The sequence below is a fragment of the Paraburkholderia ultramafica genome (genome assembly GCF_902859915.1).
GTDB classification, from domain to species: Bacteria; Pseudomonadota; Gammaproteobacteria; order Burkholderiales; family Burkholderiaceae; genus Paraburkholderia; species Paraburkholderia ultramafica.
Genome location: NZ_CADIKK010000003.1, coordinates 211,186 through 225,526 on the forward strand (window position 1 = coordinate 211,186; position 14,341 = coordinate 225,526).

The window sequence follows — 14,341 nt, forward strand, 5'->3', positions numbered from 1 at the left end:
ACGATGTCGACGATTCCGCGCGCCAACGCAGCCGACGCCGCCGCAAGCGGCGTAGCGCGGGTGCTGTCCGGCGGCCCGCAGGAATGGCTGCCGCCGCTGTTGCTGTGGCTGATCACGGCGGTATTGATCGTCGCGCATCAGGGCACGGTGCTCACGCTCGCGTTTCCGGTGCTCGCGATCCTGACGGGCCTGTGGCTGTACTTCAAGAGCCCGGCGCGCTACATCGGCTTCATGTGGTGGCTGTGGTTCCTGAGCCCGGAGGTGCGGCGTCTGGCCGACTGGTCCAAAGGCTCGTTCACGCCGACCAGCCTGATCCAGGTCGCGCCGCTCGCGGTCACGATGATCAGCGCGCTGTCACTGCTGCGCTACTACCGGCTGCTCGCGCAGCGGCGCGGCCTGCCGGTGCTGCTGATCCTGCTCGGCCTCGTCTATGCGTTCATGATCGGCGTGATGTCGAGCGGGCCGCTCGCGGCCATCTACGACCTCGCCAACTGGCTGTATCCGATCCTGATCGGCTTTCACATCATGGCGCACACGCGCCAGTATCCGCAGTATCGCGACACCATCGTCAACACGTTCATCTGGGGCATGCTGGCGATGGGCGGCTACGGCCTGATCCAGTTCTTCATCATGCCGCAGTGGGACGCGCTGTGGATGCTCGGCTCGCAGATGAACTCGCAAGGCGACCCGGTGCCGATGGGCGTGCGCGTGTTCAGCACGATGAATTCGTCGGGGCCGTTCGCGTTCGCGATGATGGGCGCGATGGTCTTCGTGATGGCGGCCACGCACCGCGTGCGCTGGATCGCCGCGGCGCTGGGCTTCTTCTCGTTCGCGCTGAGTCTCGTGCGCTCCACGTGGGGCGGCTGGGTCATTGCGCTGCTGATTCAACTGGTCAAGTCGAACAACAAGGTGCGGGTGCGCATCGTCGCCAGCGCGGTGCTGCTGGCCGGTCTGTGCGTGCCGCTGCTGGCGGTCGGTCCGGTGGCCGAGCGGATGCAGGCGCGCCTGACCACCATCGTCAACCTGAACGACGACCAGAGCTACGCCGCGCGCAACGAGTTCTACGCGAGCTTCGCGAAGACGGCCTTCACCGACGTGTCCGGCGAGGGCATGGGCGCGACCGGCACCTCGACCAAGCTGTCGAATGACGGCGGCCAGCTCGGCCAGTACGGCAACTTCGACAGCGGCGTGATGAACATCCCGTTCGTGCTCGGCTGGCCCGGCACGCTGCTGTACATGTCCGGCATCGTCTGGCTGGTGACGCGCGCGGTGCTCGCGTCGTTCAAATTGCGCGACGACAAATTCGTGTCCGCCTGCCTGAGCCTGAGTCTCGCGACCTTCGCGATGCTGGTGTTCACCAACTCGCTGGTCGGCACCGGTGGACTGCTGCTTTTCATGAGTGTTTTTTCGATCCTTTCCGCGGTCCATTACGAAAAGATGAACCGCAGACGCACGCTATTTCGCCACGGAGGCACTGATTGAGAGTCGCCATTGTCACGCACGTAGTGCGCCATAACGACGGCCAGGGCCGCGTCAACCACGAGATCGCGCGCGCCGCCCTCGACGAGAACATCGGCGTCACGCTGGTCGCGTCGCATGTTGCGCCGGAGTTGCTGGCGCATCCTGAGGTCCGCTGGGCGCCGGTGAAGATCGGCCGCTGGTGGCCCACCAATCTGCTGCGCCAGCAGGTGTTCGCGTTGAAAAGCGCGCTGTGGCTGCGCGCGCATCGGCGCGAATACGACGTGCTGCACGTGAACGGTTTCATCACGTGGATGCCCGCCGACGTCAACACGTCGCACTTCGTGCATAGCGGCTGGTTCGGCAGCAAGTACTACCCGTTCGGGCTCACCAAGGGCATGTGGTCCGCGTATCAGTCGGTGTACACGCGTTGCAATGCGCTGCTCGAACGCTGGGCTTACCGGCGCTCGAAGGTGATCACGGCAGTGTCGCAAAAGGTCGCCGACGAAATCCGCGCGATCGGACTGAAGCCGGATAACCGCGTGGACGTGATCTACAACGGTGTGGACACGCAAGGCTTCGCGGCGGCCACCGGCAATCGCGAGCAATTCGGCCTGCCGAAGGATGCGTTCCTGCTGTTGTTCGTCGGCGACCTGCGCACGCCGCGCAAGAATCTCGGCACCGTGCTGGCTGCGCTCAAGCATCTGCCCGAGCACGTGCAGATCGCGGTGGCGGGCTTCCTGCCGGGCAGCCCGTATCCGGAAGAAGCGAAGGCGCTGGGCATCGCGCACCGCGTGCATTTTCTCGGGCTGGTGAAGGAGATGCCGGTGCTGATGCACTCGGTCGATGCGTTCGTGTTCCCGTCGCGCTACGAGGCGATGAGCCTGTCGCTGCTCGAAGCGATGGCGGCCGGGCTGCCGGTGGTCACGGCGCGCACCGCGGGGGGCGCCGAGATCATCACGCCGGATTGCGGCATCGTGCTCGACGATCCGGACGATCCCAAGGCGCTGGCAGGCGCGGTCGTGCGCCTCGCCGGCAACGACGACGCGCGCCGCGCGATGGGCATCGCCGCCCATCAGCTCGCCACCGGTTTCGGCTGGGCGCGGATGGCCGCGCAATACATTGCGCTGTACCGGCAGTTGGCCGGGCAGCAGGAAAACCGCCGGCGCAACGACGCGGAAGCGTCGGTGGTCGCCAAGACCGACGCGTTGACGCTGAACACGCTGGCCGGACAGAAGAGCGCGGAATGACATATCGCATAGCGGCGCGGCGCTCGCTGCGCCGTGACATGTCGTGCATTCATTCGGCGCTTCATCGACACAACTCTCAGAACGCACAGGGGCAACAACCATGACGACGAGTTCAATCAAATCGCTGCAGATCGGGATGCACTGGTTTCCCGAGCGCGCGGGCGGCCTCGACCGCATGTACTACTCGCTGGTCGGCGCGCTGCCGGGCGCGGGCGTCGCGGTGCGCGGCGTGGTGGCCGGCTCGCCGAAAGTGGCGGCGGACACGGGTGGCGCGATCAACGGCTTCGGCTCGGCCGCGCAATCGCTGCCGTTGCGGCTGATGGCGGCACGCCGCGCGCTGCGGCAGGAGATCAGCATGTCGCGGCCGGACGTGATTTCGTCGCACTTCGCGCTGTACACGTTTCCGGGGCTCGACGTGACGCGCGGCATTCCGCAGGTCTCGCACTTTCAGGGGCCGTGGGCCGACGAGAGCCACGTCGAAGGCGCCGATTCGCTCGGCCAGCGCGCCAAGCGTTATCTGGAGCAGTCGGTCTATGCGCGCTCGTCGCGGCTGATCGTGCTGTCGGAGGCGTTCGGCAAGATTCTGACCTCGCGCTACCGGATCGCGCCGGATCGCGTGCGCGTGGTGCCCGGTTGCGTCGACGTCGAGCAGTTCAATCTGCCGATCACGCCGGCCGAAGCGCGTCTGAAGCTGCAATTGCCGCAGGACCGGCCGATCGTGCTGGCGGTGCGGCGCCTCGTGCGCCGCATGGGTCTCGAAGATCTGATCGACGCGGTAAAGCTGCTCAAGCGCAGCGCGCCCGACGTGCTGCTGCTGATCGCGGGCAAAGGTCGGCTCGAAGGCGAGTTGCAAGCGCGCATCAGCGAAGCGGGTCTCGAGGACAACGTCAAGCTGCTGGGCTTCGTGCCCGATCAGCATCTGGCGGCGCTGTACCGTGCGGCGAATATCAGCGTGGTGCCGACGGTCGCGCTCGAAGGCTTCGGCCTGATCACGGTCGAATCGCTGGCGTCCGGCACGCCGGTGCTGGTGACGCCGGTCGGCGGGCTGCCGGAAGCGGTGGCGGGTTTGTCGCCGGATCTGGTGCTGCCGGAGACCGGCGCGAAGGCGATTGCGCAAGGGCTGGCCGGTGCGTTGAACGGCTCGTTGAAGTTGCCGGATGCGGATGCGTGCCGTCGTTACGCGCGTGAGAACTTCGATAACTCGGTGATCGCGAAGCGCGTGGCGTCGGTGTATAGCGAGGCGATTGCGGCGGGTGGAGTGCACTGAGTTGCATCAGCGTTTGCCGGCCAGGCAGTTGCGGGCAAGGCGGCGGAGATCGTCATTGCGCAAAGCGTGGCGATCTCCCGCTTCGGCGCTACGTTGTACAGGTTGCGAAGCGTAGTCAGGGGCGTTCGCGTGTGGAATGGCAGCCTGAATTCAGGCCGCTTGACTCATGCAGCCGCCGGCTCAAAGTGCGGCCACGGACGTGCGGCCGCGCTTCCTCCTCAGCGAATCAGAACGTTTCGTGATGCTCATTACGGCCGATGTCCGCATGAACCATCATGTGGCACAACTGTTCGAGCGAGGTCTGCGGCTGCCAGCCGAGCGTGTCGCGCGCCTTGTCCGCGCAGCCGATCAGCAGGTCCACTTCGGCCGGGCGATAGAACTTCGGATTCACGCGCACCAGCGTCTTGCCGGTGGCGACGTCGATGCCGGTTTCGCGCTCGTCCTTGCCCGACCATTCGAGCTGATAACCGGCGGCGGCGAACGCCATGCGCACGAAATCGCGGACCGTCTCGGTGCGGCCAGTGGCGAGCACGAAGGTGTCCGGCTGGTCCGCCTGCAGCATGCGCCACATCCCTTCGACGTATTCGAGCGCGAAGCCCCAGTCGCGCTGCGCGCTCAGGTTGCCGAGTTCCAGCACGTCCTGCTTGCCGAGCTTGATCTTCGCGACCGTGTCGGTGATCTTGCGGGTGACGAATTCACGGCCACGCAGCGGCGATTCGTGATTGAACAGAATCCCGCTGCTCGCGAACATGCCGTACGACTCGCGATAGTTGATGGTCGACCAGTGCGCGAACAGCTTGGCGACGCCATATGGGCTGCGCGGGTAGAACGGCGTGCTCTCGCGTTGCGGGACCGCCTGCACGAGGCCGAACATCTCCGAGGTCGAGGCCTGGTAGAAGCGCGTCGTCGGGCTCAGAATGCGCAAGCCTTCGAGCAGGTTCAGCGCGCCGACTCCGGTCACTTCGGCGGTGGTCACGGGCTGGTCGAACGAGACGCCCACGAAGCTTTGCGCGGCGAGGTTGTACAACTCGTCGGCCTGCGCGCCTTCGAGCAGGCGCAGCGTCGAACCGAGGTCGGTCAGATCGTGTTCGACCAGACGCAGATTCGGATGATCGAGCACGCCGAGCTCACGCATGCGCCAGAAATTGACCGAGCTCGTGCGCCGGTAAGTGCCGGTCACGTGATAGCCCTTTTCGAGCAGCAGTTTGGTCAGGTAGGCGCCGTCCTGTCCGGATACGCCGGTGATGATCGCTTTGCGTGGTTGGCTCATAGCTTGCCTTCGATATTGGTAAAAGAAAAAAGGAAGAAGCATTCGCGCCGGATACGGCGCATTTCATCGGCACACTCGGAAGCGCATTCCAGAAGCACGATTCATTTGCGTCACGAACCGGACCTCACGAAGCGCGCTTGAAAAAGAGCTTCAGAGCGTGCCGTCCAGCAGCCGCCGCACCAACGGTTCGACGACCTGATAATCCTGTTCGGCCTTGAGCCGGTACAGCCCCGGCCGCGGATGCGCGCCGTCGGACATCAGCGTCTTCCAGTCGGGCAGACTGCTGACGTAGGCGAACTGGTCGACCAGCGGCACCTGCTGTTCGGCGGCTACGCGGCGCGTCATGGCGACCATCGCGGCGAGCCGCGCGTTGAGCCGGTTGTCGGGCATCGGGTTCGAGGTCTGCAGAACCGGCTCTTTGCCGAGCGCACGGGCGGTCTTCACGAGCGTCGTTTCGGCCGCGTAGAACTGCTCGGGCGTCTGGTTCTGCATCACTTCGTTGATACCGTAGTTGATCAACACGATCTGCGCGGGCGAGGCCGCGAGGCGTTCGCGCCAGGGCAGGCCGGCGGTCGGCCCGGCGCGGCGGTTGCCGGTGCCGTCGCGCAGTTGCGTGGCCAGCGTGCCGCCCACGCCGAAGTTCGTGACGCGCACCCGGTCGCCGTGATGCGCCTGCAAGTCGTCTTGCAGATATGACACGGCGTTTTGCGGCTGCGCGCCACAATGGCCGTCGCTGCAGGTGATGCCGAGTGTGGTCGAGTCGCCGTAGGCGTCGATCTGCACTTGTGCTTGCGTTCCTTGCGGTTGTTGCGCCGCGTTCGCACGGGCCGCAGTGGCCACGGGTGCCAGGGCGAGCGCAATCACCAGCGAGCCCACACGTGCACTCGCACGCGGCCCCACAGGTGCACTCAGTGTCGACGCCGCGGCCTTCACGCTCGCGGCAAGCCATTTACGGCGCCTCATGCGCGGCTTTGCGGCGCTTGCCGCGCAGCCCCGGCTCTCGCGACGCCGCCGCCGGAGGGTGCGTGCGTTTGGGAGTGCGTTTGCGCGTGCGTTTGGGTGCTTGCCGGCATTTGCGTCTTGCCGCGCGAACCGAAGATCAATCGCTTCTCGAACGCGAACCACGTGATGCTCGCATAGGCAAGCGTGATCGCGAGTGCGAGCGCGGCGGTCATATAGCGATTCAGATGCAGCGGCCACAGCACGTACAGCACGCTCAGGTGAATCAGATAAATCGTGTAGCTGATGGTGCCGATATAGACCAGCACGGGATTGCACAGCAGCCGTTTGACGATGCCCTTGCTCTGCAGGGCGATGACCACGACTGAAGTACAAAGCACCAACGAAACGCTGTAGAGCCCGGCGTTCGACAGCGGCGTATTGGCCGCGCGAAACCGCGGAAAGTGCAGATGCAGCCATGCCAGCACGGCCAACGCGGCGAAGAAACCGAGCACCGCGGGCCCCTTGAACGGCTCGAGCGCATTGCGATCGCGCCGCACCGCGACCGCCAGCAGCGCGCCGGCCGCGAGCAGGTCCATGCGGAACGGCGTCAGGTAATAGATCGGCCAGAACGAATCGAACCAGGGCGTGGCCACCGCGCGCAGCACCGGCACCAGCACGATCAGCGCGGCCGCCACGTAGCCGAGCACGCGCTCGGGCACCAGCAGGATCACGAACGGCCAGAAAATATAGAACTGCTCTTCGACCGCGAGCGACCACAGCACATTCAGGCTGTCGTGACCGCTCTGATTGAGCGCGTCGCCGATATTGGCCGCGAAGAACGCGTACCAGTACCAGTGCTGCGCCCACGCGAGGCCGAACAGGATCGACGACACCACCATCAGCAGCAGGTACGGCGGCAGGATGCGCCGTGCACGGCGCGCGTAAAAGTAGCGGAAATACGACTGCTGGCGCTCCTTGCGATCGAGCAGGATGCCGCTGATCAAAAAGCCGCTCAAAACAAAAAACAGATCGACGCCCATCCACAGCGGTGCTTTCAACGCGTGCTGCGCGAATACCGCGAGCACGGCGATGGCGCGCAGGCCGTCGAGCTGCACGATGCGGGAGTGGGAGGGCGCGAGGGGCAGTGCGCTGGCAGTCATGAACCGTCCATGGTGTGAAGCGGATGGGCCGGGCGAAGGATCGCGCGAGGTTCCCTGCGCAACATCAGGAACAGGCGCGTTCGCTTCGCGTCGCAACGGAAGTGCAATCGATTCTAGGGAAAAGAAAATCGCGAAAAAACGGGAATGAATTGGATAAATGAATCAGATTGCAACAGGGTGTTTCGTTATCCATTCGCAATGGATTTATATGCTTGTGTCGCGCAGATGAAGCAATGCGTAATAAGTGCAGATAGCACGTCGCCACATCGGTAAGGATGGAGGCAAACGATCCCGCGTGAGCCGCGCTGGTGCGTATTGGGTTTTTAATCTATTTTTAAACCGATTTCTTTCGCGACGCTTAAAGCATCGAATATTTTTGAATTATTTTCGATTTTCGTCGTGGGGTTTTTTCCGCGTAATGTGAGCCGTGCGGATTGACAGGTCCGGGACGGCGCGCGGGCCGCACGCTGCGTGCCGGCTCTGCATTGACTGTCAGGCATCCGGATTCGAAGCGGCCGCCGTGTTCGCGGCCTGTTTGAACACCGTCTGAGCATCGCCTCGCAGTGCTGCATCGCAGCCGTCCTTCCTGCACGAATCGGCCACACGTTCTTGCGTGGCTTGCGGCGGCTCGACCCGTCACATCACTCGATTTTGTACCCTGCGCGGGCTCATGCCCGTGCGCGGCGTTGACTGGAGGACCTACCTTGCCCCGTTTCACGTTCAAAAGCTGGCTCGCCGTGTTGGCGTGCGCCGCCGGACTGGCTGCGGGATCGGTCAGTTTCACGGCAAGCGCGGAAACCGCGTTGAACGCGAAGACTTCATGGATCGGCAATAGCTTCGGTTTCGGTGACGGCACGTGGGCGCAGATCAACATCACCGCGATTGCGGTCGCGCCCGACGGCAAGGTGTACACGAACGCGCCGTGGGACGAGAGCGGCGCCGAGGCGAGCGTCTATCAGAACGGCAAGATGCTCGGCTTCGCGGGCGGCACGCATGGCTGGGGCAACGGCGGCGGCAACGCGATCGCGGTGAATCGCAAGTATGCGTTCGTGGCGATTGCGGTCGGCAACGAAAAGGGGCGGCTGGTCGAGCAGGGCGTGTGGCCGGAGAAAGGCAAGCAATGGTACGGCATTTCGCGCCGGCAGATCGCCGATCCGAAACGCGCCGCGCCGTTCCAGCCCGCCGCGAAAAGCGCCGACCCGCACGCGCAACTCGCCGCCGGCTTCCTGATGATGAACGAAGTGCCGACCGGCACGAGCGCTGAAATCGGCGGGCTGGCGGCGAACGACACCACGCTGTACGCGGCGAACACCGCGCGCGATCGCATCGAGGTGTACGACGCCGAATCGATGCAGCAGAAAACCACGTGGAGCGTGCACGAGCCTGGCCGCATCGCGCTCGCTGCCGACGGCACGCTGTGGGTGCTGAGCGGCACGCGCAACGACCGCGCGCCGCGGGTTGAGCACTACACGGCCACCGGCCGGCGCATCGACGAAAACTTCACGCTGCCGGCCGATACGGTGGCGGTCGATCTCGCCGTCGACGCGCAAGGCCGCATCCTGATCGCCGATAACGGACCGCGCCAGCAGGTGCTGTTCTTTACGAAGAGCAATGGCCGCTATGCGGAGTCCGGCGCGCTCGGCGAGCGCGGCGGCATTTTCAGCGGCGTCGCGGGCAAACCGGGACCGCAGCGCTTCAACGGACTGACCGGCGTCGGCGTGGATGCGCGCGGCAACGTCTATGTGTCGACCAACGGCATCGGTCCGCGCTACGAGCCGATCGGCGCGGGCCTCGGCGCGACGCTCGAAAGCTACGCGCCCGACGGCAAGCAGAACTGGCAGGTGCAGGGGCTGCTGTTCGTCGACGGCGCGTGGATCGATCCGTCGCGGCCGGACAGCGTCTATACCGGCAACAAGCGCTTCGAACTGGATCTGTCGAAGCCCGCCGGACAGGACTGGAAATACGCGGGCTTCCTGTCGAACCGCTTCAAGTATCCGGACGACCCGGTGTTTCACACCGATCAGTATCCGGGCCTGCCGATCGCGCGCAAGCTGAAGGGCCGCACCTTCCTGTACCTGACGGACATGTATGCGGACCATCTGAAGATCTATCGCTTCGACCCGCGGCACGACGGCGAAACGGCGATTCCTTCGGGCTTCATCGCGGGCCGCGAGCGCGGGGTCGCCAAGGTGCCGAATGCGCCGCCGGGCGGCGACTGGATCTGGCGCGATACGAACGGTGACGGCAGGTTCAATAGCGACGAATTCACCCTCAACACGAGCGGCACCAGGCTCGCGGGTGGCTGGGGCTGGTGGGTCGACACCGCCGGCGACATCTGGCGCACGCGCGACACCAAGGGCATCTACCGCTTCCGCTTCGGCGGGCTGGATGCGAAGGGCAATCCGGTCTACTCGTATTCGAATCTGACGCAGTACCCGGTGCCGCAACCGTTCACGGAACTGCACCGCGCGATCTACGACCCCGCCGCCGACACGATGTACGTAACCGGCTATACGCCCGACACGCCGGTCGATCGCGGCTTCTGGAAAGAAGTGGGCCGCGTGCTGGTGCGCTACGACAAATGGTCGAGCGGCAATCCGGTGCAGCGCTACGCAATCACCTTGCCGTGGCAAACGCAGAGCAAACCCATCGCGACGATCATCGGCCTGACCGTCGAAGGGCAATACATCTTCGGCGTCGAACCGGTCGGCGCGGTGCACGTGTGGGACAAGGACAGCGGCAAGGAACTCGGCGTGATCCGTCCGGGCGCGGAAGTGGGGGGCGCGTCGGGCTGGGTCGATGTGCCCAACGGCATCAGCGCGGCGCAGCGCAGCAATGGCGAGTACCTGGTGTTCGTCGAGGAAGACGCGCGCGGCAAAGTGATGATGTACCGCTGGAAACCTTGATGCAGCGGGTGGCGTGAAGGATTCGTCCGGATCACCAGGCAAATGGTCCGCGCCACGCAAAACCCACTTCAAGCCCAACGTAAAAGCAAACGCCAACGCAAACGCAGTCAAACCCAAGGCATCCGATGGAAAAAGGCATTCTCAAGAACGTAGCGATCAATTTCTTCGGGCTGGTGCTGCCGACCTTCGTCTCGCTCGTGACCGTGCCGTCGTATATCAAGCTGCTCGGCGTCGAGCGCTACGGCGTGATCAGTCTCGTGTGGACACTGATCGGCTATTTCGGGATTCTCGATCTCGGCATGAGCATGGCCGCGCAGAACCACATCTCGAAGGCGCGCGCGTCCGGCGACAAGGACGAAAGCGCGCGCGTGTTCTGGAGCGCGACGTGGCTCAATCTCGCGACCGGCGTGATCGGCGGGCTGATCATCTATTTCGGCGCGTTCCTGTACACCGCGTATTTCACCAAGGTGTCGCCCGAGTTGCAGCACGAGGTCTATATGGCGCTGCCGTGGCTCGCGGTGGCGATTCCGATTGCCAACGTGTCGTGGGTGTTCGCTGGCGCGATCAACGGCGCGGAACGCTTCGGCGTCTACAACACCAACCAGACCATCGGCACCTTCCTGTTCCAGTTGCTGCCGCTCGGCGCCGCGCTGTGGCTGGGCGCGACGTTGCAGAACGTGCTGGCCGCGGCGGTGTTCGCGCGGATTCTGGCCGCGCTTCTGCTGGGCCGCTCCGCGCTGAAGGTGCTGGAAATCCGCCGCATCGAGCCGCCGCAATTCGGCGTGGCGAAGGGGCTGTTCAATTTCGGCGGCTGGATGCTGATTGCCAGCGTCACCACGATGATCGCCGACTCGCTCGATCGCGTGATGCTCGGCACCAGTCTCGGCGCGCGTTTCGTCACGTACTACACGGTGCCGCAGAACCTCGTGACGCGGCTGAACATTGTGCCGACCGCGCTGGTGCGCACGCTGTTTCCGCGGCTGTCGGCGGTCGGCCGCGCGGATGCCGACACCATCACGCAGCAGTCGCTCGAATTTCTCAACGGCGTGTTCACGCCGGTCGCGCTGGTCGCGATGCTGGTGCTCGAACCGTTTCTGCATCTGTGGGTCGGCAATGAGATCGCCAGCGTCGCCGCGCCGGTGGGCCGCATCATGATCGTCGCCGTGTGGCTGGTTGGTCAGGCGAACGTCACGCGAATTCTGATCCAGTCGCAGGTCAATCCGGCCACCGCCGCGCGCGTCGGACTGTTCGAATTGCCGTTGTTTGCAGCGGCTTTGTGGCTCGGCATCACGCACTTCGGCTTGACCGGCGCGGCGATGGCCGTCGCGGGCCGCGCGCTGTTCGACTACGCGGTGCTGCTGCATTTCTCGGCGATCCGCGCGCGCCAGATCGCGCTCGACATGCTCGCCCACCTCGCATTCCTGCTCGCCGGCCTGTGGCTCGCGAGCTTCCTGCCGAGTCTCGCGCTGGCGATCGCCGCCGGCGTACTGATGGTCGGCGCGAACATCGCCTGGTCGATCACGATGACCCCCGCCCTGCGCAATCTTGCGCGTTCACTGCTGTTGCGACTGAATCCGAGGAAAAGCGCATGAACCAGAGAGTCCTTGAAGAAGCCGCGCTGCGACCCGCGACGCGCAGCGCTCTGGCCGAACTCACCAGCGCGCCCGGCGTGCCGGCCACGCCGCGCCGCGCCGCGTTGCGCGCCGATAAAACGGTGCGCATTGCGATCGTGCATGACTGGCTCGTCACCTATGCGGGCGCGGAGAAAGTGCTCGAGCAGATCGTCGCGTGCTTTCCGGACGCGGACCTGTTCAGTCTCGTCGACTTTCTCGACGACCGCAGCTTTTTGCGCGGCAAATCGGTGACGACGTCGTTCATCCAGAAGCTGCCGCTCGCGCGCAGCAAATACCGCTCGTATCTGCCGCTGATGCCGCTCGCGATCGAGCAGCTCGACGTGTCCGCGTACGACGTGGTGATTTCCAGCAGCCACGCGGTCGCCAAGGGCATTCTGACCGGCCCCGACCAGGTGCATATCAGCTACGTGCATTCGCCGATCCGCTACGCGTGGGATCTGCAACACCAGTATCTGCAGCAGTCGAAGCTGACCAGCGGCCCGAAGTCGGCGCTGGCGCGGCTGATTCTGCATTACATCCGCAACTGGGATATTCGCACGTCGAATGCGGTGGACGGCTTCGTCGCGAACTCCGACTTCATCGCGCGGCGTATCAAGAAGGTCTATCAGCGCGACGCGCAGGTGATCTTTCCGCCGGTCGATGTCGACGCCTTTTCGCTGTGCACCGAGAAGGAAGACTTCTATCTGACCGCGTCGCGGATGGTGCCGTACAAGAAGATCGACCTGATCGTCGAAGCGTTCGCGCAGATGCCGGAGCGCAAGCTGGTCGTGATCGGCGACGGCCCCGACATGGAGAAGATCCGCGCGAAGGCGGGGCCGAACGTCGAGATCATGGGCTACCAGCCGTTCAAGGTGCTCAAGGACCGGATGAGCCGTGCGAAGGCGTTCGTGTTCGCCGCCGAGGAAGACTTCGGCATTTCGGTGGTCGAAGCGCAGGCATGCGGCACGCCGGTGATCGCGTACGGCAAGGGCGGGGCGCTCGAAACCGTGCGCGATCTGTCCGAGCCGCGGCCCACCGGCATGTTCTTCGATGAACAGGATGCCGAATCGATCATCGCCGCAGTCAAGCGTTTCGACGCTCACATCAAGCACTTTTCACCGGCGGATTGCCGGGCCAACGCCGAGCAGTTCTCCACCGCGCATTTCCGCGAACGCTTCTTCACGCATGTGCGCTCGGAGGTGCCGGCATTGCGCACGGCGCAACTGCCGCCCTACGTCCCCTATCAAGCAGAGCCGGTTGCGAACGCGCCGCGCATTCTCGCCGTCGATCAAAGCGGCGTGCTCGGCGGCGCCGAGCTGTCGCTGCTGGAAATCGTCAAGGCGCTGCGCTCGCGCATCGAGGTCGTGCTGTTCGACGACGGCCCGTTCCGCACGGCGCTGGATGAAGCGGGCGTCACGGTCAACGTGCTGGATGCCGGCGCGCTGCGTCATGTGAAGAAGCAAGGCGGTTCGTTGCCGAAGGGGCAAGCGCTCAAGGGCTTGCTGTCGCTCGTGCGGGCGACCGCCAAACGTGCGCGCGACGCCGACGTGATCTACGCGAACACCCAGCGTGCGATGGTGATCGGCGCGATCGCCGGCAAGCTGGCGAGGCGCCCGGTAGTCTGGCATCTGCGCGACATCGTCAGCCCCGAGCACTTCGGCGGCAAGCAACTGGCGATCATCAAGTGGTGCGCGCGGCTTGGCCTCACGCACGTGATCGCCAATTCGGCCGCGTCCGCGCGCGCGTTCGCCGAGCTCACGCAGTTCGACGACAAGCGTATCGATGTGGTGTTCAACGGCATCTCCGCCGAACCGTTCGACGCGTTGCGCGCAGTGCCGCAAGCGACCTTGCGCGAGCGCCTGAACTTGCCGCGCGACGCGTTTCTGGTCGGCTCGTTCAGCCGCCTCGCGCGCTGGAAGGGGCAGCACGTGCTGCTCGAAGCGATGGTGCTCAATCCGCAGATGCACGCGGTGCTGGTGGGCGCGCCGCTGTTCGGCGAGGACCAGTACGAGAGCGAATTGCACGCGTTCGTCGCCGCGCACAAGCTCGGCGAGCGGGTGCATTTCCTCGGCTTCCAGCACGATATTCCCGCCTGCATGTGCGCGGTCGACGCGGTCGTCCATACGTCGATCACGCCGGAGCCGTTCGGCCGCGTGATCGTCGAAGGGATGCTGGCGCAGCGGCCGGTGGTGGCGGCCCGCGCGGGCGGCGTGCTGGAGATCATCGACGACTACGAAAACGGCGTGCTGTGCACGCCTGGCGACGCGCACGGCCTCGCCGATACGCTCGCCGAATTGCGCTCGAACGACGATCTGCGTAACAAGCTGGTCAGCAACGGCTATCAAACGGCGCTGAGCCGGTTCGGCACCGCAACCTATGTGGATGGCGTCGCGCGGATTCTGAAGCGCGTGGTGGCGCGTTAAACGGTTGTCGGACGGCCTGGGCGGTGCAGTCTGCTCAGGCGGTCAATGCAGG

Annotated in this window: 9 protein-coding genes; 6 read left to right on the forward strand and 3 right to left on the reverse strand. The window is 64.8% G+C overall.

Features of this window, described 5'->3' with window-relative positions:
* Positions 1 to 3: 3 nt before the first annotated feature.
* The 3 genes from HV744_RS04700 to HV744_RS04710 all read left to right on the forward strand — a co-directional run bounded on the left by HV744_RS04700 (position 4) and on the right by HV744_RS04710 (position 3,975).
* Entirely contained in the window at positions 4 to 1,482 is a 1,479-nt protein-coding gene (locus HV744_RS04700; RefSeq protein WP_175148375.1) for a glucose-6-phosphate isomerase, read from the forward strand.
* Entirely contained in the window at positions 1,479 to 2,708 is a 1,230-nt protein-coding gene (locus tag HV744_RS04705; RefSeq protein WP_175148376.1) for a glycosyltransferase family 4 protein, read from the forward strand. The genes HV744_RS04700 and HV744_RS04705 overlap by 4 nt, the downstream gene beginning before the upstream one ends.
* Positions 2,709 to 2,808: 100 nt before the next feature.
* Entirely contained in the window at positions 2,809 to 3,975 is a 1,167-nt protein-coding gene (locus HV744_RS04710; protein ID WP_175148377.1) for a glycosyltransferase family 4 protein, read from the forward strand.
* A gap of 226 nt (positions 3,976 to 4,201) precedes the next feature.
* On the opposite strand, the gene gmd is transcribed toward HV744_RS04710, so the two are convergent.
* The 3 genes from gmd to HV744_RS04725 all read right to left on the reverse strand — a co-directional run bounded on the left by gmd (position 4,202) and on the right by HV744_RS04725 (position 7,347).
* Complete coding sequence (gene gmd, locus HV744_RS04715) at positions 4,202 to 5,245, reverse strand: GDP-mannose 4,6-dehydratase (RefSeq protein ID WP_175148378.1); 1,044 nt, start codon at positions 5,243 to 5,245, stop codon at positions 4,202 to 4,204.
* Positions 5,246 to 5,395: 150 nt separating this feature from the next.
* A complete protein-coding gene (locus HV744_RS04720) occupies positions 5,396 to 6,208 on the reverse strand; it encodes an SGNH/GDSL hydrolase family protein (RefSeq protein WP_175148379.1) in 813 nt (270 codons plus the stop codon).
* On the reverse strand, positions 6,205 to 7,347 hold the full coding sequence (locus tag HV744_RS04725; protein WP_175148380.1) for an acyltransferase family protein: 1,143 nt from the start codon (positions 7,345 to 7,347) through the stop codon (positions 6,205 to 6,207). The genes HV744_RS04720 and HV744_RS04725 overlap by 4 nt, the downstream gene beginning before the upstream one ends.
* A 704-nt stretch (positions 7,348 to 8,051) precedes the next feature.
* Here HV744_RS04725 and HV744_RS04730 point away from each other — a divergent pair.
* The 3 genes from HV744_RS04730 to HV744_RS04740 all read left to right on the forward strand — a co-directional run bounded on the left by HV744_RS04730 (position 8,052) and on the right by HV744_RS04740 (position 14,289).
* Positions 8,052 to 10,253 carry an NHL repeat-containing protein gene (locus tag HV744_RS04730; RefSeq protein WP_175148381.1) on the forward strand — a complete coding sequence of 734 codons (2,202 nt, stop codon included), beginning with the start codon at positions 8,052 to 8,054 and terminating at the stop codon, positions 10,251 to 10,253.
* A gap of 125 nt (positions 10,254 to 10,378) precedes the next feature.
* A complete protein-coding gene (locus HV744_RS04735; RefSeq protein ID WP_175148382.1) occupies positions 10,379 to 11,845 on the forward strand; it encodes a flippase in 1,467 nt (488 codons plus the stop codon).
* The gene (locus tag HV744_RS04740) at positions 11,842 to 14,289 is read left to right on the forward strand and encodes a glycosyltransferase family 4 protein (RefSeq protein WP_175148383.1); all 2,448 of its coding nucleotides are present in this window, start codon (positions 11,842 to 11,844) and stop codon (positions 14,287 to 14,289) included. Before HV744_RS04735 ends, HV744_RS04740 begins: the two co-directional genes overlap by 4 nt.
* Positions 14,290 to 14,341: the final 52 nt, after the last annotated feature.